This is a genomic window from Streptomyces aurantiacus, from assembly GCF_027107535.1.
Classification (GTDB): Bacteria; Actinomycetota; Actinomycetes; order Streptomycetales; family Streptomycetaceae; genus Streptomyces.
Genome location: NZ_CP114283.1, coordinates 2447809 through 2468275 on the forward strand (window position 1 = coordinate 2447809; position 20467 = coordinate 2468275).

Here is a 20467-nt window from a genome sequence, read left to right on the forward strand (position 1 = left end):
TTCTCGTGTCTCCTTGGGTGATCTTCGGGCAGCCGGAAAACGGCCGACTGCGAGGCTATCGAGGTTATACGCCCTGGCTGACAGAGCTCATGTTGAAGTCCGGCACCCGCAGCGCGGGCATCGCGGCCCTGGTGAACCAGTCGCTCCACTCGCGCGGCAGCGTCTTCTCCGTCCGTCCCGCCTCGGTCGCCCGCCCCAGCAGGCCCACCGGCGACTCGTTGAACCGGAAGTTGTTGACCTCGCCGGTGACCTCGCCGTTCTCCACGAGGTAGACGCCGTCCCGGGTCAGTCCGGTCAGCAGCAGCGTCGCCGGGTCGACCTCGCGGATGTACCAGAGGCAGGTCAGCAGCAGCCCGCGCTCCGTGGCGGCGACCATCTCCTCCAGAGAGGTGTCGTCGCCGCCGTCGAGGATGAGGTTGCCGATACCGGGGGCCACCGGCAGCCCGGTCAGGCCCGCACTGTGCCGCGTGCTCGTCAGATGCTTCAGCTCACCCTCGCGGACCCACTCCGTGGCGCTGAGCGGCAGCCCGTTGTCGAAGACGGAGGCGTCGTCCCCGGAGGAGTGCGTGAGGACGAAGGGGGCGCTCTCCAGCCCGGCCTCGTTCGGGTCGCTGCGCAGGGTCAGCGGCAGGTCGGTGAGCCGGTCGCCGACGCGCGTACCGCCGCCGGGCCTGCTGAACACCGTCCGGCCCTCCGCCGCGTCCCGGGCCGCCGCCGACCACATCTGGTAGATCAGCAGGTCCGCGACGGCGGTCGGCGGCAGTAGCGTCTCGTACCGTCCGGCGGGCAGCTCGACACGCCGCTGCGCCCAGCCCAGCCGGACGGCCAGCTCGGCGTCGAGCGCCGCCGGGTCCACGTCCTTGAAGTCCCGCGTCGAGCGCCCCGCCCACGCCGAGCGCGTACGGTCCGGCGACTTGGCGTTCAGCTCCAGCGTCCCGGTGGGCTGGTCGTGACGCAGGCGCAGCCCCGTGGACGTGCCGAGATAGCTGGAGACGAGCTCGTGGTTGGCGAAGCCGTACAGCTCGCGTCCACCCGCACGCGCGCGTGCGAACGATTCGCCCAGTGCCGGGGCGAAGTCCGTGAAGACGGCCGACGAAGTCTCGGCGGGCGCGTCCGTGAAGTCGGGGGAGGCGGACACGCCCGCCACGAGCGGCTGTGCGTCCTCGGCCGGGCCCGCCCCGCGCGCAGCCGCCTCGGCGGCCCGCACCAGGGGCTCCAGCTCGTCCGGGGTCACTGCCGAACGCGAGACGACACCGGAGGCGGTGCCCTCGCGGCCGTCGACCGTCGCGATGACGGTCAGCGTGCGCCCGCGCGTGACACCGTTCGTCGTCAGCGCGTTGCCGGCCCAGCGCAGGTTGGCGGTCGACCGCTCGTCGGCGATGACCACACACCCGTCCGCCCGGGACAGCGCGAGGGCACGCTCGACGACCTCGTGCGGCTTGTTCGTCGAGGAAGTACTGCCATGGGGCGTGCGCGCGCTCATCGACCGGCCTCCTGGGTCGTGTTGAGGATATTGACACCCTTGAAGAGGGCCGACGGGCAGCCGTGCGAGACCGCCGCGACCTGGCCCGGCTGGGCCTTGCCGCAGTTGAAGGCGCCGCCCAGGACGTACGTCTGCGGGCCGCCGACGGCCGCCATCGAGCCCCAGAAGTCCGTGGTCGTCGCCTGGTAGGCGACATCCCGCAGCTGGCCCGTGATCCGGCCGTTCTCGATCCGGAAGAACCGCTGCCCGGTGAACTGGAAGTTGTACCGCTGCATGTCGATCGACCAGGACCGGTCGCCCACGACGTAGATACCGCGGTCGACGCTCCCGATCAGGTCCTCGGTGGACATCCCGGCGGGATCCGGCTGGAGCGACACGTTCGCCATGCGCTGTACGGGCACATGGCCGGGGGAGTCGGCGTACGCGCAGCCGTTGGACCGCTCGAAGCCGGTCAGCTTCGCGATCCGGCGGTCCAGCTGGTAGCCGACCAACGTCCCGTCCTTCACCAGGTCCCAGGACTGCCCGGCGACGCCCTCGTCGTCGTACCCGATGGTCGCGAGACCGTGCTCGGCGGTGCGGTCACCCGTCACGTTCATCAGCTCGGAGCCGTACCTCAGCTTGCCCAGCTGGTCGAAGGTGGCGAACGACGTCCCGGCGTACGCCGCCTCGTAGCCGAGCGCACGGTCCAGCTCGGTGGCGTGGCCGATGGACTCGTGGATGGTCAGCCACAGGTTCGAGGGGTCGACGACCAGGTCGTACAACCCCGCCTCGACGCTCGGCGCCCGCATCTTCTCGGCGAGCAGCTCGGGGATCCGCGCGAGCTCCGACTCCCAGTCCCAGCCGGTGCCCGTCAGGTACTCCCAGCCGCGCCCGACGGGCGGCGCGATCGTGCGCATCGAGTCGAACTCGCCGCTCGACTCGTCGACGGCCACGGCATTGAGCTGGGGGTGCAGCCTGACCCGCTGCTGGGTCGTCACCGTGCCGGCCGTGTCCGCGTAGAACTTGTTCTCGTGCACCGTCAGCAGCGAGGCGTCCACGTGACTGACGCCGTCCGCCGCGAGCAGCCGCGCGCTCCACTCTTCCAGCAGCCCCGACTTCTCCTGGTCCGGCACGGAGAAGGGGTCGATCTCGTACGAGGAGACCCACGTCTGCTCGGCGTGCACGGGCTCGTCCGCCAGCTCGACCCGCTCGTCCGAACCCGCCGCCTTGATCACCTGCGCCGACAGCTTCGCCATCGCCACGGCCTGTGACGCCACCTTCGCGGCGGCGTCCATCGTCAGATCGACACCCGACGCGAACCCCCAGGTGCCGCCGTGCACCACGCGCACCGCGTAGCCGAGGTCCGTGGTGTCCGAGGAGCCGGCGGGCTTCGCGTCCCGCAGCCGCCAGGCCGCGCTGCGCACCCGCTCGAACCGGAAGTCGGCGTGGTCGGCGCCCAGCGCCCGGGCCCGCGCGAGCGCCGCGTCGGCCAGGGCCCTCAGCGGCAGTGCCGCGAAGGCTTCGTCGATGGAATGGGGCACGGAGGTCTCCCTGCTGTCGTCGCCTGTCGGTCCGATCATGTCGCGCGGGCGGGCCCGGCGGCCACACCTTTCTGTAGGGATCCGACAGTGAGTCCCCCAAGCCACTGTCGGTGCCCGATTCTCCGCAAGGCTGACGGTACCGATAGGTTTTTGAGGTACCAGACCGGCTATCGAAAGGGTGATCCGTTGAGCCGCTCGGTTCTCGTCACCGGAGGAAACCGGGGCATCGGCCTTGCCATCGCCCGCGCTTTCGTCGACGCGGGCGACAAGGTCGCGATCACATACCGTACGGGCGAGCCTCCGGCCGCCGTCACCGAACTGGGCTGCCTCGCGGTCAAGTGCGACATCACCGACAGCGAGCAGGTGGAGCAGGCCTACAAGCAGATCGAGGCCGAGCACGGCCCGGTCGAGGTTCTCGTCGCCAACGCCGGTGTCACCAAGGACCAGTTGCTGATGCGGATGTCCGAGGAGGACTTCACGTCCGTCCTGGACACCAACCTGACGGGCACCTTCCGGGTCGTGAAGCGCGCCAACCGCGGCATGCTGCGCGCGAGGAAGGGCCGCGTGGTGCTGATCTCCTCCGTCGTCGGTCTGTACGGCTCGCCGGGCCAGGCCAACTACGCCGCGTCCAAGGCCGGCCTGGTCGGGTTCGCGCGCTCCCTCGCCCGCGAGCTGGGCTCGCGCAACCTCACCTTCAACGTCGTCGCGCCCGGTTTCGTCGACACCGACATGACCAAGGTGCTCACCGACGAGCAGCGCGAGGGCATCGTGAAGCAGGTGCCGCTCGGCCGGTACGCGCAGCCCGAGGAGATCGCCGCGACAGTGCGGTTCCTCGCCTCGGACGACGCCTCGTACATCACTGGAGCCGTCATCCCCGTAGACGGCGGACTGGGAATGGGTCACTGATCACCATGAGCGGAATTCTCGAGGGCAAGCGCGTCCTGATCTCCGGTGTGCTGATGGAGTCGTCCATCGCCTTCCACGCGGCCAAGCTGGCCCAGGAGCAGGGCGCCGAGATCATCCTCACCGCGTTCCCGCGGCCCACCCTGACCGAGCGCATCGCCAAGAAGCTGCCCAAGCCCGCCAAGGTCATCGAGCTCGACGTCAGCAACGACGAGCACCTGGCGCGCCTGGCCGACCTGGTCGGTGAGGAGCTGGGCGGCCTGGACGGCGTCGTGCACTCCATCGGCTTCGCCCCGCAGGACGCCCTGGGCGGCAACTTCCTCAACACGCCGTTCGAGTCCGTGGCCACCGCCATGCACGTCTCGGCGTTCTCCCTGAAGTCGCTGACCATGGCCTGCCTGCCGCTGATGCAGAACGGCGGCTCCGTCGTCGGCCTCACCTTCGACGCGCAGTACGCCTGGCCGCAGTACGACTGGATGGGCCCGGCCAAGGCGGCCCTGGAGGCCACCAGCCGCTACATGGCGCGCGACCTGGGCAAGCAGAACATCCGCTGCAACCTCATCTCCGCGGGCCCCATCGGGTCCATGGCCGCCAAGTCCATCCCGGGCTTCGGCGAGCTGGCCGCGGTCTGGGACGACCGCTCGCCGCTCGAGTGGGACCTCAAGGACCCCGAGCCGGCCGGCCGCGGGATCGTCGCCCTGCTCAGTGACTGGTTCCCGAAGACCACCGGCGAGATCATCCACGTCGACGGCGGTCTGCACGCGATCGGCGCGTAAACGCCCCCGCGAAGGTCCTCGTACGGAGTCGGCGCCCCGTTCCCCGCAGCGCGCGGGGAGCGGGGCGTCACCCGTTCGGCCCCACCGGCCGGGCGGCGACGGGAGGTAACGGCCCACTCTGGAGTAGGAGTTCCCCTCCCGAGATGCCCCTCCCCAGCCCGGCCGAGGAGGTCCCTTTGTGCGCCTCTCCCAGCGTTTTCCCCCGCTGCTTGCCGCTCTGACCCTTCTGCTCGTGCTGCCCTTCGACGCCGTCTCGCACACCGCGGAAACAGCGCCCCACGCGCGCGTGCCCTCGCAGGACGATGACGACAGACCCTTCGGAGCGGTCTGCCGGACCGTCGTCGACGGCTCGTACGTGACGGCGTACTGCCACAACCCGTACCCGGAGCCCGACCGGGTCGGCCTGCACATCGAGTGCGACCGGTGGTGGGACATCGACGCCGACGGGACGAGGGTCGAGGCGGGGCCCGCGCAGACCGTCCGGCTGACCGGCCGCTGCTGGAAGGAGGTCCGCTCGGCGTGGGTCAGCCACCGGAGGTGACGTTCCCGGGCCGCCCCGGGCGGCACTGGAAGGGATAACCGGCCGCCTCCGAGGCGGCCGTCTCCGCGTCGCCCGTGCGGATCGCGTCCACCAGGCGCGAGTGGTCCATGTACGTCCCGGGCGTCAGCTCCTCGCCGATGTCCTCGCGCAGCCAGTCGCGCACCACCTCGCCCAGGTCCGCGTACATCGCCGTCATGACGTCGTTGTGGGACGCGGCGACCACGGCCAGGTGGAAGGTCGTGTCGGCGCTCACGAAGGCCTCCGCGTCCCCTGACTCCCAGGCCTCCTCCCGGCGTACGAGGAGTGCGTCCAGCTGCTTGAGATCGCGCTCGGTGCGGCGCTCGGCGGCCAGCCTCGCCGCACTCGACTCCAGCGTGGCGCGCAGTTCGGCGATGTGCCGCGGATCGGCGTCCGCGAACCGGCGGTGCATCACACCGGCCAGCTCGCTGGTGGCCACGACGTAGGTGCCCGAGCCCTGCCGGATGTCGAGCAGGCCGTTGTGCGCGAGCGCTCTGACGGCCTCCCGGACCGTGTTGCGGGCGACCCCCAGCTGTTCGACCAGTTCCGGCTCGGTGGGGATGCGGGCGCCCACCGGCCACTCGCCGGAGGTGATCTGGTTCCGCAGTGCGGCGATGACCTGCTCGGACAGCGCCGAACGGCGGGGGTGGCTCAGCGGCATGACGGTCCTTCGCGCCAGGGGGTGCACCAGGAGGAGGCACCGCGATACGGGTGCCAGGGAATTGTGCACCAGGGGAGTGGACAACCAATCATCCCATGATTCTATGATGGGGCGCATGACTGGCGAGGAAACCCGGACGACGATGGCACCACCGATACGCAGCTCCGCGCACGACGCGGACCTCCGGCCGCCCGTCACGCGCGCGTGGATGACGCGCCTGGTGATCGTCGGCATCGTCCTGACCGCCCTCAACCTGCGTCCCGCCATCACCAGCCTCGGCGCCCTCCTCGAAGAGGTGCGCGACGGACTCGGCATGAGCGGCAGCGTCGCCGGCCTCCTCACCTCCGTACCGCCCCTGTGCTTCGCCGTCTTCGGCGTCATGGCACCGCGCCTCGCCCGCCGTTTCGGACCCGCCGCCGTGGTCTGCGCCGGCATGCTGGCGATCGGTGCGGGCCTGGCCGTCCGGCCGTTCGCGGGCAGCACGGCCGGCTTTCTGGCGGCCAGCGCCCTCGCGCTCATGGGCATCGCGGTCAGCAACGTCCTCATGCCGGTGATCGTCAAGCGCTGGTTCCCGGACCGGGTCGGCTCCATGACCGGCCTCTACTCCATGGCCCTCGCCCTCGGCACCGCCTCCGCGGCCGCCGTCACCGTGCCCATGACACGGGCCCTGGGAGGCGCCTGGCAGTCGGGTCTCGCCGTCTGGGCGGGCCTCGCGGCCGTCGCGGTCCTGCCGTGGATCCCCCTCGCGCGGGCCCGGGGCACGGCCCTGTCCGCCGAGCGCGTCCCCGCCGCGGCCTCCGGATCGGCGCAGGAGGCCGCTCCGCTGCGGATCACCCGGAGCCGTACCGCCTGGGCCCTCGCCGTGTTCTTCGGGCTCCAGGCCACCGCCGCGTACATCACGATGGGCTGGATGGCGCAGATCTTCCGGGACGCGGGTGTCCCGGCGGGCACCGCCGGACTGCTGCTCGCGGTCACGATGGTGATGGGCGTGCCGCTGGCCTTCGTCATTCCGCGGCTGGCCACCCGGATGCCCCACCAGGGACCGATCGTGGTCGCCCTCGGCCTCTGCGGCTTCGTCGGCTACGCGGGCCTCTACCTCGCTCCGGCGGGCGGCGCCTGGGCCTGGGCCCTGCTGCTCGGCGTCTCCAACTGCGCGTTCCCGCTGGCCCTCACGATGGTCGGCATGCGGGCCAGGACCGGCGCGGGGGTCGCGCAGCTGTCGGCCTTCGCGCAGAGCACCGGGTACCTCATCTCGATCCCCGGCCCGCTGCTGGTGGGCGTGCTCTACCAGCACAGCGGTGGCTGGGGACTGCCGATCGCCCTCATGACGGGCCTGATGGTCCCGCAGATCGTGGTGGGCGTCCTCGCGGGCCGCGACCGCACCGTGGAGGACGAGGCCGCGCGGTGACATGACGGACGGCGTGCGCGTGGCCGCCCCGGGGGGCCGACCCCACCGGTGAGGGGGCGGGCGGAGGGTGCGAGACTTGCCGTATGCCCGTGCTCGATCCGAACCCTCAGAACGGCCAGAAGAAGATGCTGCTCGTCTTCGGCGCGTTCCTTCTCATCTTCGTGGTCATCGGCGTCATCGCGTCGATCGCCTCCCCCTGAACGCGGCGGTCCGCCACCGGCCGTGACCCCGACGCCCCGACCTCCGCGCGACGCGATGGTGGGGTTGTCCCCACCATCCCCTAGGGGGTGAGTGTCAGGGTCAAGTGGGTGGATCACCGGATGGGTTGGGCGTTCCCGAGTCCGTACCTTCGAGATGTGACCGCGAGGACGCGGACCACGGACCACTCGGAGCCCCACGGAGGCGGCATGTCGGCCCCTACGCACATCACGCCCCGTCCGGCGAGCAGGCGCGGCGTCGAGGTCACGCTGCCCTGGTGGGCGCTCGTCCTCCCCGCGCTCGCCTTCGTGGCGCTCCTGCTGCTGATCCTGAACCCGGCGGACGCCCACGCGGCGGGCACGGACCCGGTGGTCGGAAACCTGTTCGAGCGGATCCAGCAGATCGTGCTGCACGAGGACTCCTGAGTTCCCGGCGCCCATGGCGGGCAGCGCATCAACTCCCTGCGCCCCATGGCGTGTTTCGTGCGAAGCTGGGACTCATGAGCGTCGCAGAACCCCGCAGGATTGTCCTTTTCCGGCATGCGAAGGCCGACTGGCCCGACGTGCCCGACCACGAGCGTCCGCTCGCTGAGCGGGGCCGCAAGGACGCCGCCGTCGCCGGACGCAAGCTGGCCGACTCCGGCATCCCCTTCGATCTGGCCCTCTGCTCCACCGCGGTCCGGACCCGCGAGACATGGAAGCTCGCCGTCCATGAGCTCCCGCACCGGCCGAAAACGGTCTATGAGGAGCGGCTCTACGAGGCCTCACCCGGCCAGCTGATCGCCGTACTCAACGAAACCCCGGACGACGTGCGCAACGCCCTCCTGATCGGGCACAACCCCGGAGTGCAGGGCCTCGCGGACATCCTGGCCGACCGGTCCGAGGATGACGCGCAGGAGCGGCTGAGCCGCCACGAGTTCCCCGCCGCCGCCTTCGCCGTGTTCTCCTTCACCGGCTCGTGGAAGAGCCTGGAGCCCGGCGCGGCCACGCTGGTCGAGCACTGGGACCCGTCCGAGTAGTCACCCGCCGAACGCGGACGGGGCCCGGCACCTTCACGGTGCCGGGCCCCGTCCCTGTCGTGGGAGACCCGGGTGAGGACCCGGGTGGGTTGCGGGGACGCGTCAGTCCACGTGCATGTCCGCCGCCTCGACCTCTTCCCGCGTCACACCGAGCAGGTAGAGGACCGTGTCCAGGAAGGGGAAGTTCACCGCGGTGTGCGCCGCCTGGCGCACTACCGGCTTGGCGTTGAAGGCCACCCCCAGGCCGGCCGCGTTGAGCATGTCCAGGTCGTTGGCGCCGTCACCGATCGCCACCGTCTGAGTGAGCGGTACGCCCGCCTCCGCGGCGAACCGGCGCAGCAGCCGTGCCTTGCCCGCGCGGTCCACGATCTCGCCGGTGACCCTGCCCGTCAGCTTCCCGTCGACGATCTCCAGCGTGTTGGCCTGGGCGAAGTCGAGCCCGAGCCGCTCCTTGAGATCGTCCGTCACCTGCGTGAACCCGCCCGAGACGACCCCGACCTGGAAACCGAGCCGCTTCAGCGTACGGATGAGCGTGCGCGCGCCCGGCGTCAGCCGCACCTCGCTGCGCACCTTGTCCACCACGGAGGCGTCGAGCCCTTCGAGGAGCGCCACGCGCGCGTGCAGCGACTGCTCGAAGTCCAGCTCCCCGCGCATCGCGGCCGCCGTCACCTCGGCGACCTCGTCCTCGCAGCCGGCGTGTGCGGCGAAGAGCTCGATGACCTCGTCCTGGATGAGCGTGGAGTCCACGTCCATGACGACCAGGCGCTGCGCCCGCCGGTGCAGCCCGGCGGCGACCACCGCGATGTCGACGCCGAGAGCCGCGGCCTCGGTCACCAGGGCGGTCCTGAGCGCCTCGGGCTCCGTACCGGAGACAGCGAACTCGACGGCCGTCACGGGGTACTTGGCCAGCCGGAAGATACGGTCGATGTTGCCGCCGGTCCCGGTGATCCGGGCGGCGATGGCGGCCGTCGACTCCGCGGTGAGCGGATGCCCGAGGACGGTCACCAGCGACCTGCCGTGCCCGCGCGGCCGGTTGTCGCCGTGCCCGGAGATGATCTCGGCCTGCAGCCTCATCGAGTCGGCCCAGCTGTGCACCGTGGCCCGCAGATCGCCTTCCAGACCGGCCGGCGGATGTGTCACGAGCGCGCACAGCACGATCCGGCCACGGGTGACGACCTGCTCGATGTCGACCACGTCGACCGAGTAGGCGGCAAGGGTGTCGAAGAGCCCGGCCGTGATACCGGGACGGTCCTTGCCGAAGATCTTGACGAGGAGAGTGGGAACGTCAGAGGTCTGCGATGAGCTCATGGTGTTCACACCGTATCCGGCACCCCGTGCCGCCCGCCCCCGAGGTCCGCCTGACGGACACGGAACAGTAGGTGTCCCCGGGATGTCCCCGGACCGTACGGATCATGTCCGCCCCTCGTCCCGCTCTTCGCCCCGGCCCTCGTCCCGTCCCTGGTCATCGCCGTCCGCCCGGCTTCCGCGGCGGGGGCGGGGGCGGCAGCTCGTCCGGCGGGGGAGGCGGCCCGTCCTGCGACGACCGGGAGCGGTGCCGAGACCCCGGACCGGCCGGCGGCGGGGGAGGCGGGATGAAGGGCCCGGCCACCGTCCGAGCCCCGTACACGTCGTCGGGCGGCCGGGCGCCGGGGAGCCGCCCGCCGGGAGCCTGCCCGCCGGGGGAGGAAGGAGCACCGGGGGTCCGCGCGCCGGGTCCCCGACCGGGCCCGGGCTCCCGCAGCTCGTCGGGCAGCCGCAGATAGGGGTTCGTGTCCGGGTTCGCCGGCCGGAACGGCGTTCCGGGGTGGTAGGGCCCGGCCTCCCCGGCGGCCTCCGCGTACGGGGCACCGGACCCGGTGCCCGCCCCGACCCGTGCCTGCGGAGCCGCCTGCCGGCCGGCGGCGCCCGTGGCGCACGCGAGCAGCGCGCCCGCCGCCCCCGCTCCCGCGCCCCACAGCGCACCGAGCAGCAGAGCCATGCCCAGCTGCCCCCGCAGCTCGATCCCGGAGTCGAACGCGTCGATGCCCAGCACGGACAGGGAGGCGTCCACGGACACCTCCGTCAGCCAGGCCAGCAACGGCATCGCCGACGCGGTCACGACCGCCAGCCGCAGCGCGCAGCGACCCGCGAAACCGAGGACGCCCCGCTCCCGTACGAACGGCGTGCGCGCCGCGGTCAGGACGCCCGCGAACAGCATCATCAGGGCCGCGGCGACCCCCAACAGCCATACGCGGCTGTCCAGTTCGGCCAGCCTGCCGAGCGTGACGGGCTGCTCGGAGAACTTCAGGAGGTCGTCCATGGGATCCGGCAGGAACTGGAGGAACGGACCCGTCGCCTTCCCGTCCCACGGCACGAAGAGCCCGATCGGGATGCCGAGCCACACCCCGTTGGGCGCCCCGAGCAGGGCGGCGCCGGCGATCCGCTTGGGGTTGTCGTCGCCGAGAGCCGCGTACGCCGCCGCCGCGCAGCCCGCCAGGACCGCCACCAGCACAACCGTGACCAGCGCGGACACCGCGGGACGCACCAGGCGGTGCACCGCTGTCCAGCCGGGCGGCAGCGGGGTCCGGCGCGAGGCCAGCAGCGCGATCACCAGGACGCCGAGCACCCAGCCCAGGCCGCCGAGGAGGGTCGGTACCGTCTCGACGGTGAAGCCCACCTGGGCGTTCGCCTCCGCGAGATCCCCGAGCCGGTCCGGCAGCAGGCCGCCGATGTCGCCGAGCCCGGGCACCTCCACGGCGTCGGGCAGCCCGCCGCCCGGCAGCTCGTCGAGCCCGAGCGAACCGCCGTCGATCGTGATGATGTCGTGTCCCGCCCAGGCGAGACCGCCCAGCATCGCCACGAAGAGAGCGGCCACCGTGCCCGCCCGCGCGAGCAGTTCGGCGGGTGCGATCACCGCTCCCGCACCGTGCAGGGAACGCAGGAAGAACCAGGACAGCAGCAGCGCGCCCACCAGGCTCACACCGAGTGGCGTGATCTGGAGGGCCGTCTCGGCCTGCGCGCCGTCCAGGCCGAAAGCCGACACGTCACCCGAGGGAGTCACCGAACCACCCGCCCCGAGCGCCACAACCGCCGCGGTCATCGGCCCGAGCGAGGCCTCCGCGTCCGCGCCGAGCAGATGCAGGCCCAGTGCCGCGACGCCCGCCATCCCGATCAACGCCCAGCTCACGGCGGCGATCGAGGACAACAGCACATCACCCAGTGGCACGCGCCTGCCGTGTCCCACGGACCCGTCGCTCATCGTCAGCCCCCCGACTCCGCACCGCGACACTTCCACCGCGGTGTCCCCCTCGCGTGGGATTACCACTCTCCGGGCCGGTTTCAACCCCGTCAACGGAAACGGACAAGCCGCCCGTACGCGGTCTTCACGGGGCCCGACTTTCGGTCAGAGGCCTCCTACTGAAATAGTTCCCCACGATGTTCGACATCCCTAGACTCCCTGTGTTGGGGGTAACTCGGGGGACAACACAGTGGGGCATGGAGTGCCGGAACTCGTACTGGAATTGAACGGACGGACCTGGACGCTCGACGCGTCCAGGCCATACACCCTCGGGCGTGATCCGCAGGGGGACGTGGTGCTCGACGACGCCAGGGTGTCCTGGCGTCACGCCACGATCAGCTGGGGCGGCCGCAGTTGGGTCATAGAGGACCACGGCAGCACCAACGGCACATTCGTGCAGGGGCAGCGGATCCATCAGATGGAGATCGGCCCCGGCTCGGCCGTGCACCTCGGCAACGCGACCGACGGACCACGCCTGAGCCTGTCGGGCGCCGCGGCCGCCGCACCGCAGGCGCAGCAGCAGCCGTACGCGGCGCAGGGCGCACCGGCGGCCGGCTGGGCCCAGCAGGCGCCGCCGCCGCAGCAGCCCGCGCCGGAGCAGGGCTGGCAGCAGCCCCAGCAGGGCGGGCACATCCCGCAGCAGCAGGGACCCGGTGGGGGCGCGGGGGCGCCGCCGGTCTACGGCGACCGCAGCCCGACCACGTTCCACCAGATGTCCCTCGGCCGTGTGATGCGCATCGGCCGTGCGCTGGAGAACGAACTGGTCGTGTCCGACCTGCAGGTCTCACGCCACCACGCCGAGTTCCACGCGACGCCCGACGGGCGTTACGAGATCCGCGACCTCGGCTCGCACAACGGCACGTACGTCAACGGTATGCCGATCGCCAAGGGCGGCTCCGCGCTGCTCGGCCCGAACGACATCGTCGGCGTCGGCCACTCGACGTTCCGCCTGGTGGGCGACCGCCTCGAGGAGTTCGTCGACACCGGTGAGGTCTCCTTCTCGGCCCGCCACCTGACCGTCACGGTCGACGGCGGCAAGCAGATCCTCAAGGACGTCTCCTTCGGCGTACCGGAGAAGTCGCTCATCGCGGTCATCGGCCCCTCCGGTTCCGGCAAGTCGACGCTCCTGAAGGCGCTCACGGGCTACCGCCCCGCCAACCAGGGCGACGTCCTCTACGACAACCGGAACCTCTACAAGCAGTTCGCCGAGCTGCGTCAGCGCATCGGTCTGGTCCCGCAGGACGACATCCTGCACAAGGAACTGACCGTCAAGAAGGCCCTCAAGTACGCGGCCAAGCTGCGCTTCCCCGCGGACACCACGACGCAGGAGCGCGACGCCCGGATCGACGAGGTGCTGCGCGAGCTGAAGCTCGACGTCCACAAGGAGAAGAAGGTCACCTCCCTCTCCGGTGGCCAGCGCAAGCGCGTCTCGGTGGCCCTGGAGCTGCTCACCAAGCCGTCGCTGATCTTCCTGGACGAGCCGACCTCCGGTCTCGACCCGGGCATGGACCGCGATGTCATGCAGCTGCTGCGCGGCCTCGCCGACGACGGCCGTACGGTCCTCGTCGTCACGCACTCCGTGGCCGAGCTGGCCATCTGCGACAAGCTTCTGGTCATGGCGCCCGGCGGCTCGGTGGCCTATTTCGGTCCGCCCGAGGAGGCACTGAACTTCTTCGGCTACGACACCTGGGCCGATGTCTTCTCCGCCTTCGAGAACTACCGCGACTACGACTGGGCGGGCCGCTGGAAGGGCTCGCAGCACTACCAGATGTACGCCGCGGACATCGACGCCGTCGCCCCGCAGTCCGTACACATGCCGTCGCCGCAGGCGATGCGGCCGCCGAAGCCGCAGGGCTGGCTCTCCCAGCTGAGCACGCTGGTCCGGCGGTACGTCTCGGTCATCGTGTCCGACAAGGGTTTCCTGGCCCTGACGGTGATCCTGCCGGCGGTCCTCGGCGCGGTCAGCCTGCTCATCGAGCCGGACAAGACGCTGCTGGTCAACAAGCAGCTGGGTCCGAACGGCCTGCCGATCCCGAACAGCACGGCCGCCACGGTGCTGCTGATCCTCGCCGTCGGCGCCTGTTTCGCGGGCGCCGCCAACTCGGTCCGTGAGCTGATCAAGGAACGGGTCATCTACGAGCGGGAGCGCGCGACCGGCCTGTCGCGCTCGGCGTATCTGATGTCCAAGGTGATCGTCCTGGGCGTCATCACGATGCTCCAGGGCGCACTGGTCGGCGCGATCGGCTTCATGAGCCGCACGATCCCCGACGAGGGCCTCATCCTCGGAGGCGCGGTCGCGATCGAGCTCTCCCTGCCGATCATGGCGCTGGGCTTCACCTCGATGATGTTCGGCCTGGTCATCTCCTCGCTGGTGAAGACCGCCGAGAAGACCATGCCCCTGTTGGTGATGTTCGCGATCATCCAGGTCGTCTTCACCGGCTGCCTGTTCCCCCTCGCCGGCGCCCTCGGCGTCAACGAGTTCTCGTACCTGATGCCGTCGCGCTGGGCCGTCGGCGCCGCCGGTACCACGCTCGACTTCAACAAGATCAACCCGCACAACTCGACCGACTCGGATCCGCTCTGGGACCACGACGCCCTGACGTGGGCCCTGGACATGACCGCCCTGTTCGCCCTGGCCGCCGTCTGCGGCTTCCTCGTGGCCCGCTTCCTGCGCCGCCACGAGCCGGAGGTCATGCGGAAGTAGTTCCCGGGCACGAGCGGTCCCAGGACACGCGAAGGGCGGCACCCCCGGTGGGGTGCCGCCCTTCGGGCGTACGGGTCAGAGGTCCGCGCAGACCTCAGTACGCGCCGTTGACGTTGTCGATCGAGCCGTACCGGTCGGCCGCGTAGTTGGCGGCGGCGGTGATGTTGGCGACCGGGTTGTACTGGCTCTTGACCGTGCCGGCGACGTGGTAGGCGTCGAAGGTGGGCTTGATGACCTGCAGCAGACCGATCGACGGGACACCGTTGATGGCGTTGATGTCCCAGTTGTTGATCGCGTTCGGGTCGCCCGCGGACTCGCGGATGATGTTGCGGTGCAGACCGTCGTACGTACCCGGTATGCCGTGCTTCTTCATGATGTCCAGCGACTGGCGGATCCAGCCGTCGAGGTTGTTCGCGTAGGTCTTGGCGGCGGCCGGCTTGACCGCGGCACGCTTGGCGGACCGGCTCGCGGCCTCCTTCGCCTTGCGGGCGTCCTCGGCCTTCTTCTTCGCGGCGGCGTCGGCTGCCTTCTTTGCGGCGGCCGCGTCGGCGGCCTTCTTCTTCGCGGCCGCGGCCTGGGCGTCGGCCAGCTGGCCACTGAGGCCGACGGTCGCGACCTTGAGCTGCTGGGAGGAGACGGAGGCCGGAGCGGCGGCGACCGAGTCGGCGCTTGCCTGGGTCTCGGCCGGTACGAGGGAGAACGCGAGGGCCGCGGCGCCGAGCGTGGCGACACCGGCGAACGAGAGCTTGTGGGTCTTGGTCAGCGCGGGACTATGACCAGGAGTGCGGAGCTGCTTGGGCATGGCTGAGGGACCTCTTCGAATAGCGCGGAGGCCGCTCTCGGTCCGGAGGGGACAAAGTGTTTCCGGATCAAACGCCGCGGGTAGGTACCTGCGGCGCCGAGCGACGGCAGCCATTCTTAGCGACCGCAATTTTCCCTGGCAAAGGTGTGACGTACGACCTCGGGTAGTGGACCCCGTAGGGGCAAAACGGGGCAGACCGATACGTCTGCCCCGCTCACCATGAGTCCGTATATCTCCTATGTCCGTTCGTACGTGATGTGCGTCCTATGTGCGGGCTCACATCGGCCGGGGTGCGGTCTCACCAGCAGTTGCTGGAGCAATGCTCTGTGTGAGGGTCCTCCTCCGGGAGGATGAGGTGCACGTCGCCGAACTCGTGCCACAGGTAGCGCCCCCGCAGCGCCTCGTCGTACCCGCGGTCGACAGCCACCCCGCCGGCGATCGCCTCCAGCATCAGCAGATGGGAGGCCTCGGGCTCGTGCAGCCCGGTGAGCAGCCCGTCGACGACCCGCACCCCGCGCTCCGGGGTCACCACGAGGCCGGTCCAGCCCTCCGCCGCCCGCACCACCCCGTCGGTGCCGGCCGCCGACTCCACGGCGCGCACGGCCGTGGTGCCGATCCCGATGACCCGGCCGTCGCCGGCCTTAGCCGCGTTGATCAGCCGCGCCGAGGCCTCCGGCACCGCGAAACGCTCCGGGTACGGCGGTTCGTGCGCCTCGGCCGAGGCGACCCCCGTGTGCAGGGTGACGGGCGCGAACTGCACACCACGGCTCACCAGCTCCGCCACCAGCCGCGTGGTGAAGGGCCGCGCCGCGCTCGGCATCTCCGCGCTCCCCGACCCGTCCGCGGACGGCAGCGCGAACACCGTCTGGTACGCGGACAGCGGCTGGTCCCTCTCCGTGTAGGAGTACCGGACGGGCCTCCCGTGCCGCCGCAGAAGCCCCAGGACGTCGGGATCCGAGGCCCGCCCCCACCACAGCCGTGCGCTCCGCCCGGTGAGGGGCTCCTCCAGCACGATCCGAACGCCCCCGGGGAGCCGTACCTCCGCCCCGGCGGGCCCGCCCGCCCGCGCGCGCGTGGTGCCCCTCCCATCGGGCTCCCGCAGCTCCACGGCCCAGCGCCCGTCGTCGCCGTGGGTGGAGAAATGCACCACCACGCGCGCGTGCCCGACCTTTCCGTCCACCGCCGCCGCCAGCGTCGCGGACGTGTTCACGACGAGGAGGTCCCCGGCCCGCAGACGCCCCGGCAGATCCACGAACGCGTGATGCGACACCTGGGCCCCGCGGGAGACGAGCAGCCGCACCGCGTCGCGGTCGAGCCCCGGCCCCCGCTGCTCGGCCGGCACGCGGGCCGACAGCTCCTCCGGCACCCTCCACCCCGTCCTGCCGCGACCGGACGGAGGCCTCCCCATGGCGGTCGTCATCGCCGACCCTGCGGAGACGAGGCCCCGGAGCGCCCGCTCACCGGACGCCGGGCGGACCCTTCCGAGACAGCACCGGCACCGGTCGCCGCGGCGACACGAGGCCCGGCGACGGCGGAGCGGCTCATCGGGTCACCTCCAGGAGGGCCGGCGCCGCGTACCTGCCACTTTCCGGACGCCGGTCGAGCAGGCGCAGAAAGGCCGGGACGACACTCGCCGGACCGGGCCGCGGATCGTCGTCGTCGGGTACGGCCGCCGCGTACAGGTCCGTGGCCATGTCACCCGGATCGACCGCCCAGACCCGCAGCCCGGGCTCCTCCGCCCCGAGCACCGCGGAGAGATGGTCGAGCGCCGCCTTCGAGGCCCCGTAGCCGCCCCAGGTCTCGTACGCCTCGGCGGCGGCGTCCGAACTGACGTCGATCACCGTGCCCGCCGGCGACTCGCGCAACAGCGGCAGCGCCTCCTGGACCAGCCCGAGCGCCGCGACCACGTTGACCTCCAGAGCGCGCCGCAGCCCCTCCAGCGCCAGCGCTTCGAGCCGTACGAGCGGTTCGGCGCCCAGCGCGCTCGCGTTGTTCACCAGGAGATCGACGCCGCCGAGCTCCCGCGCCGCCGCCACCAGACCGGCACGGTGCGCACCGTCCGTGACGTCCCCGGGCAGCGCCCGCACCCGTGTCCCGTACGCGCCGAGGGCCGCGGCCGTCTCCCGAAGGGGCGGGCCCGTTCTGGCGTCGAGCACCAGATCCCAGCCGCGCTCCGCCAGGGCCTCGGCGAGCGCGCGCCCCAGCCCCTTCGAAGCCCCTGTGATGATCGCTACCGGCATGACGTCCGTCCCCTCGTCGCACGGCCGCCGCTCCCGGCAGCCGTCCTCAACGTAGGAACCAGGAGGCCCTCGCCGCCTCGTGCGCAGGCCCCATGCGCCGGGGCCCTTCGCCCTAGGTCCAGCGGCCCAGGGAGGGCCGCCACAGGTCGGATACGCGCTGTCACACCCCGCCGGTACCGTGAGGTCATGAGTCAAGGACCCCGGTCGGGCCTGTACGCGGTGAGTTCCGCGCTGCTCGCGATGAGCAGGCACCTGGAGGTGCGTGACGTCCTCAAGACGATCGTCGCCTCGGCCCGCGAACTGCTCGACGCGCAGTACGCGGCGCTCGGGGTTCCCGACGACCACGGCGGCTTCGCCCAGTTCGTCGTCGACGGTGTCAGTGACGCCCAGTGGAAGGCCATCGGCCCGCTTCCGCGCCAGCACGGCATCCTCGCCGCGATGCTGCAGGAGGCCCGCGCCGAGCGCCTCGCCGACGTGCGCCAGGATCCGCGCTTCGAGGGCTGGCCCTCCGCCCACCCCGACATGTCCGATTTCCTGGGCCTGCCCATCCGCGACGGCGACGAGGTCATCGGCGCCCTCTTCCTCGCCAACAAGCTGCGTCCCGCGGCGGGCGACCCCTCACACCCCGCGGGCCGCGAGCCGGCCTGCGGCTTCACCGAGGACGACGAGGAACTGCTGCGGATCCTCGCCCAGCACGCCGCGATCGCCCTCACGAACGCCCGCCTGTACGAGCGCAGCCGCGAGCTGACCATCGCCGAGGAGCGGTCCCGCCTCGCCCACGAACTGCACGACGCCGTCAGCCAGAAGCTGTTCTCCCTGCGCCTCACCGCCCAGGCCGCCGCGGCCCTGGTGGACCGCGACCCGGACCGCGCCAAGGGGGAACTGCACCAGGTGGCGACGCTGGCCGCCGAGGCCGCCGACGAACTGCGCGCCGCCGTGGTGGAGCTGCGCCCCGCCGCCCTCGACGAGGACGGCCTGGTCGCCACGCTGCGCACCCAGATACAGGTCCTCGACCGGGCCCACACCGCGCGCGTGACCTTCGACAGCCGGAGTGTCCGCGCGCTGCCCGCAGCCCAGGAGGAGGCCATGCTGCGGGTCGCCCAGGAGGCCCTGCACAACGCGCTGCGGCACTCCGGCGGAGCCCGCGTCGACGTCACCCTGGAGAGGCGGGGCCAGGGCGCCGTGCTGCGCGTCAGCGACGACGGCGCCGGCTTCGAGCCCCGGGCGACCCGCCGCGCGGGCCGCCATCTCGGCCTGGTGTCCATGCGTGACCGTACGAACGGCGTCGGAGGCACGCTCAGGGTGGAATCGGCGCCCGGAAAGGGCACCACGATCGAGATGGAGGTCCCTGGTGGCTGACGCAATCAAGGTGCTGCTCGTCGACGACCACCAGGTCGTCCGCCGGGGGCTGCGCACGTTCCTCGAAGTGCAGGACGACATCGAGGTCGTGGGTGAGGCGTCCGACGGCGCCGAAGGAGTCGCCCGCGCCGAGGAGTTGAAGCCCGACGTCGTCCTCATGGACGTCAAGATGCCGGGGATGGACGGCGTGGAGGCCCTGCGCAGGCTCCGCGCACTCGACAACCCCGCGCGCGTGCTCATCGTCACCAGCTTCACCGAACAGCGCACGGTGGTCCCGGCCCTGCGCGCGGGCGCCGCGGGCTATGTCTACAAGGACGTGGACCCCGACGCCCTCGCCGGCGCCATCCGCTCGGTGCACGCGGGGCACGTCCTGCTCCAGGCCGAGGTGGCCGGGGCGCTGCTGTCCCAGGAGGAGACCAACTACGGCCAGGGCAGAGGCGGTTCGCTCACGGAGCGGGAGCGCGAGGTGCTCGGCCTGATCGCCGACGGCCGCTCCAACCGCGAGATAGCCCGTGCCCTCGTCCTCTCCGAGAAGACCGTCAAGACGCATGTCTCGAACATCCTTATGAAGCTGGACCTCGCCGACCGCACCCAGGCCGCACTGTGGGCCGTACGGCACGGCGTGGCGGGCTGATGACCTGCTGATCGGTTCGATCGCGGCTCTTCGTGCCGGAAAAGCGGAGGGTCTTCTTCCGGGCTGAGATTCATACCGTCGTGGGAATGTCCCCCGGATGGCGCATCCTTCCTCGATCTCCGCCGTTCTCCAGTGCGTGCTGCGGCGCTTTGCCGCAGTGGTTCACAAGGAGAGGGCTCACGAAGTGAAGAACCTGAAGAAGGCCGCAGCCGTCACGATGGTGGCCGGTGGCCTGGTTGCCGCCGGTGCCGGTTTCGCCTCCGCCACCGATGGTGCGCACGCGGGCGGCCAGGCCGTGGGTTCGCCGGGCGTCGCCTCGGGCAACCTCGTCCAGGTCCCGGTCGCCATCCCGGTGAACGCGGTCGGCAACACCGTGAACGTTGTCGGCATCCTGAACCCGGCCTTCGGCAACGACGGCATCAACGGCTGACGTACGCCCAGGGTCCGCAGCGACCCGTACGCGGGTCAGCAGTGACCACCGGCCTTCCAGGTTCGCCTGGGGGGCCGGTCCGTTCTTCGGCTCGTCGGATCAAAGACCCGAACGGGCAGAACGCGCCCACCCGCCTTGCCGTTCCGATGTTCCGGGCGTAGCTCAGGCCACGGCCTGCGGCTGGGCCGGACACGCGAACGCAGGAGGAACGCTTTTCATGAACATCGCCAAGAAGGCCGCCATGGCCGTAACCGTCGCCGGCCTCGCGGCGGGTGCCTCCGCCGGTGCCGCGGTCGCCGACTCGGCTGCCGACGGCGCTGCCGTGAAGTCTCCGGGCGTCGGCTCGGGCAATGTCGCCCAGGTCCCGGTCCACGTCCCCGTCAACGTCGTCGGTGACAGCGTCAACGTGATCGGGCTCCTGAACCCGACCTTCGGCAACGAGGCCGTGAACGACTGACGCCCTGCCCGGCCGAGAGCCCCGCGGACCGCACGGTC

20 protein-coding genes are annotated in these 20467 nt (G+C 71.4%); 12 read left to right on the forward strand and 8 right to left on the reverse strand.

Annotated features, from left to right (window positions below; all coding sequences use genetic code 11):
* Positions 1 to 64: 64 nt before the first annotated feature.
* A complete protein-coding gene (locus tag O1Q96_RS12540; RefSeq protein ID WP_269248247.1) occupies positions 65 to 1483 on the reverse strand; it encodes a metallopeptidase TldD-related protein in 1419 nt (472 codons plus the stop codon).
* Positions 1480 to 3003, reverse strand: a complete 1524-nt coding sequence (locus O1Q96_RS12545; RefSeq protein WP_269248248.1) for a TldD/PmbA family protein — start codon at positions 3001 to 3003, stop codon at positions 1480 to 1482. The genes O1Q96_RS12540 and O1Q96_RS12545 overlap by 4 nt, the downstream gene beginning before the upstream one ends.
* 186 nt (positions 3004 to 3189) lie before the next feature.
* On the opposite strand from O1Q96_RS12545, the gene fabG reads away from it, so the two are divergent.
* From fabG to O1Q96_RS12560, 3 genes are all read left to right on the forward strand, one after another.
* Positions 3190 to 3909, forward strand: coding sequence for a 3-oxoacyl-[acyl-carrier-protein] reductase (fabG, locus tag O1Q96_RS12550; protein ID WP_217454617.1), 720 nt, complete (start codon positions 3190 to 3192; stop codon positions 3907 to 3909).
* A gap of 5 nt (positions 3910 to 3914) precedes the next feature.
* Complete coding sequence (gene fabI / locus O1Q96_RS12555) at positions 3915 to 4682, forward strand: enoyl-ACP reductase FabI (protein WP_269248249.1); 768 nt, start codon at positions 3915 to 3917, stop codon at positions 4680 to 4682.
* Positions 4683 to 4860: 178 nt separating this feature from the next.
* Positions 4861 to 5223 carry a hypothetical protein gene (locus tag O1Q96_RS12560; protein ID WP_269248250.1) on the forward strand — a complete coding sequence of 121 codons (363 nt, stop codon included), beginning with the start codon at positions 4861 to 4863 and terminating at the stop codon, positions 5221 to 5223.
* Here O1Q96_RS12560 and O1Q96_RS12565 read toward each other — a convergent pair.
* Complete coding sequence (locus O1Q96_RS12565) at positions 5207 to 5902, reverse strand: FadR/GntR family transcriptional regulator (protein ID WP_269248251.1); 696 nt, start codon at positions 5900 to 5902, stop codon at positions 5207 to 5209. The genes O1Q96_RS12560 and O1Q96_RS12565 overlap by 17 nt on opposite strands.
* 103 nt (positions 5903 to 6005) lie before the next feature.
* On the opposite strand from O1Q96_RS12565, the gene O1Q96_RS12570 reads away from it, so the two are divergent.
* The 4 genes from O1Q96_RS12570 (at position 6006) to O1Q96_RS12585 (ending at position 8526) form a co-directional block, all read left to right on the forward strand.
* Complete coding sequence (locus O1Q96_RS12570; RefSeq protein WP_269248252.1) at positions 6006 to 7310, forward strand: CynX/NimT family MFS transporter; 1305 nt, start codon at positions 6006 to 6008, stop codon at positions 7308 to 7310.
* 83 nt (positions 7311 to 7393) lie between these two features.
* On the forward strand, positions 7394 to 7510 hold the full coding sequence (locus O1Q96_RS12575) for an SGM_5486 family transporter-associated protein (protein ID WP_254643715.1): 117 nt from the start codon (positions 7394 to 7396) through the stop codon (positions 7508 to 7510).
* Between the two features lie 207 nt (positions 7511 to 7717).
* A complete protein-coding gene (locus tag O1Q96_RS12580) occupies positions 7718 to 7933 on the forward strand; it encodes a hypothetical protein (RefSeq protein ID WP_269248253.1) in 216 nt (71 codons plus the stop codon).
* A 74-nt stretch (positions 7934 to 8007) separates the two neighbouring features.
* Positions 8008 to 8526: a SixA phosphatase family protein gene (locus O1Q96_RS12585; RefSeq protein WP_269248254.1), complete on the forward strand. Its 519-nt coding sequence runs from the start codon at positions 8008 to 8010 to the stop codon at positions 8524 to 8526.
* A gap of 102 nt (positions 8527 to 8628) precedes the next feature.
* On the opposite strand, the gene serB is transcribed toward O1Q96_RS12585, so the two are convergent.
* On the reverse strand, positions 8629 to 9834 hold the full coding sequence (serB, locus tag O1Q96_RS12590) for a phosphoserine phosphatase SerB (protein ID WP_269248255.1): 1206 nt from the start codon (positions 9832 to 9834) through the stop codon (positions 8629 to 8631).
* A gap of 154 nt (positions 9835 to 9988) precedes the next feature.
* Positions 9989 to 11764: a streptophobe family protein gene (locus O1Q96_RS12595; RefSeq protein ID WP_269248256.1), complete on the reverse strand. Its 1776-nt coding sequence runs from the start codon at positions 11762 to 11764 to the stop codon at positions 9989 to 9991.
* A 229-nt stretch (positions 11765 to 11993) separates the two neighbouring features.
* On the opposite strand from O1Q96_RS12595, the gene O1Q96_RS12600 reads away from it, so the two are divergent.
* A complete protein-coding gene (locus O1Q96_RS12600; RefSeq protein ID WP_269248257.1) occupies positions 11994 to 14507 on the forward strand; it encodes an ABC transporter ATP-binding protein/permease in 2514 nt (837 codons plus the stop codon).
* Positions 14508 to 14601: 94 nt separating this feature from the next.
* On the opposite strand, the gene O1Q96_RS12605 is transcribed toward O1Q96_RS12600, so the two are convergent.
* The 3 genes from O1Q96_RS12605 to O1Q96_RS12615 all read right to left on the reverse strand — a co-directional run bounded on the left by O1Q96_RS12605 (position 14602) and on the right by O1Q96_RS12615 (position 17549).
* The gene (locus O1Q96_RS12605) at positions 14602 to 15309 is read right to left on the reverse strand and encodes a transglycosylase SLT domain-containing protein (RefSeq protein WP_217452515.1); all 708 of its coding nucleotides are present in this window, start codon (positions 15307 to 15309) and stop codon (positions 14602 to 14604) included.
* A 298-nt stretch (positions 15310 to 15607) separates the two neighbouring features.
* On the reverse strand, positions 15608 to 16729 hold the full coding sequence (locus tag O1Q96_RS12610) for an S-adenosylmethionine:tRNA ribosyltransferase-isomerase (RefSeq protein ID WP_269248258.1): 1122 nt from the start codon (positions 16727 to 16729) through the stop codon (positions 15608 to 15610).
* Between the two features lie 121 nt (positions 16730 to 16850).
* Positions 16851 to 17549 (reverse strand): SDR family NAD(P)-dependent oxidoreductase, encoded by a 699-nt coding sequence (locus O1Q96_RS12615; protein WP_269248259.1) that lies wholly within the window; start codon positions 17547 to 17549, stop codon positions 16851 to 16853.
* 186 nt (positions 17550 to 17735) lie between these two features.
* Between O1Q96_RS12615 and O1Q96_RS12620 the strand changes: the two genes are divergently transcribed.
* From O1Q96_RS12620 to O1Q96_RS12635, 4 genes are all read left to right on the forward strand, one after another.
* Complete coding sequence (locus O1Q96_RS12620; protein ID WP_269248260.1) at positions 17736 to 18908, forward strand: GAF domain-containing sensor histidine kinase; 1173 nt, start codon at positions 17736 to 17738, stop codon at positions 18906 to 18908.
* Positions 18901 to 19542, forward strand: coding sequence for a response regulator (locus tag O1Q96_RS12625; RefSeq protein WP_269248261.1), 642 nt, complete (start codon positions 18901 to 18903; stop codon positions 19540 to 19542). The genes O1Q96_RS12620 and O1Q96_RS12625 overlap by 8 nt, the downstream gene beginning before the upstream one ends.
* Positions 19543 to 19726: 184 nt before the next feature.
* Positions 19727 to 19972 (forward strand): chaplin, encoded by a 246-nt coding sequence (locus tag O1Q96_RS12630; RefSeq protein WP_217452520.1) that lies wholly within the window; start codon positions 19727 to 19729, stop codon positions 19970 to 19972.
* A 217-nt stretch (positions 19973 to 20189) separates the two neighbouring features.
* Positions 20190 to 20429, forward strand: a complete 240-nt coding sequence (locus O1Q96_RS12635) for a chaplin (RefSeq protein WP_217452521.1) — start codon at positions 20190 to 20192, stop codon at positions 20427 to 20429.
* Positions 20430 to 20467: the final 38 nt, after the last annotated feature.

Excerpts from the sequence above, each read along its gene's own strand:
- O1Q96_RS12605 (WP_217452515.1), bottom strand. The coding sequence starts at position 15,309 with ATGCCCAAGCAGCTCCGCACTCCTGGTCATAGTCCCGCGCTGACCAAG.
- serB (WP_269248255.1), bottom strand. The coding sequence starts at position 9,834 with ATGAGCTCATCGCAGACCTCTGACGTTCCCACTCTCCTCGTCAAGATC.
- O1Q96_RS12585 (WP_269248254.1), top strand. The coding sequence starts at position 8,008 with ATGAGCGTCGCAGAACCCCGCAGGATTGTCCTTTTCCGGCATGCGAAG.
- O1Q96_RS12565 (WP_269248251.1), bottom strand. The coding sequence starts at position 5,902 with ATGCCGCTGAGCCACCCCCGCCGTTCGGCGCTGTCCGAGCAGGTCATC.
- O1Q96_RS12540 (WP_269248247.1), bottom strand. The coding sequence starts at position 1,483 with ATGAGCGCGCGCACGCCCCATGGCAGTACTTCCTCGACGAACAAGCCG.
- O1Q96_RS12595 (WP_269248256.1), bottom strand. The coding sequence starts at position 11,764 with ATGAGCGACGGGTCCGTGGGACACGGCAGGCGCGTGCCACTGGGTGAT.
- O1Q96_RS12620 (WP_269248260.1), top strand. The coding sequence starts at position 17,736 with ATGAGTCAAGGACCCCGGTCGGGCCTGTACGCGGTGAGTTCCGCGCTG.
- fabI (WP_269248249.1), top strand. The coding sequence starts at position 3,915 with ATGAGCGGAATTCTCGAGGGCAAGCGCGTCCTGATCTCCGGTGTGCTG.
- O1Q96_RS12635 (WP_217452521.1), top strand. The coding sequence starts at position 20,190 with ATGAACATCGCCAAGAAGGCCGCCATGGCCGTAACCGTCGCCGGCCTC.
- O1Q96_RS12580 (WP_269248253.1), top strand. The coding sequence starts at position 7,718 with ATGTCGGCCCCTACGCACATCACGCCCCGTCCGGCGAGCAGGCGCGGC.
- O1Q96_RS12575 (WP_254643715.1), top strand. The coding sequence starts at position 7,394 with ATGCCCGTGCTCGATCCGAACCCTCAGAACGGCCAGAAGAAGATGCTG.
- O1Q96_RS12610 (WP_269248258.1), bottom strand. The coding sequence starts at position 16,729 with ATGACGACCGCCATGGGGAGGCCTCCGTCCGGTCGCGGCAGGACGGGG.
- O1Q96_RS12615 (WP_269248259.1), bottom strand. The coding sequence starts at position 17,549 with ATGCCGGTAGCGATCATCACAGGGGCTTCGAAGGGGCTGGGGCGCGCG.
- O1Q96_RS12570 (WP_269248252.1), top strand. The coding sequence starts at position 6,006 with ATGATGGGGCGCATGACTGGCGAGGAAACCCGGACGACGATGGCACCA.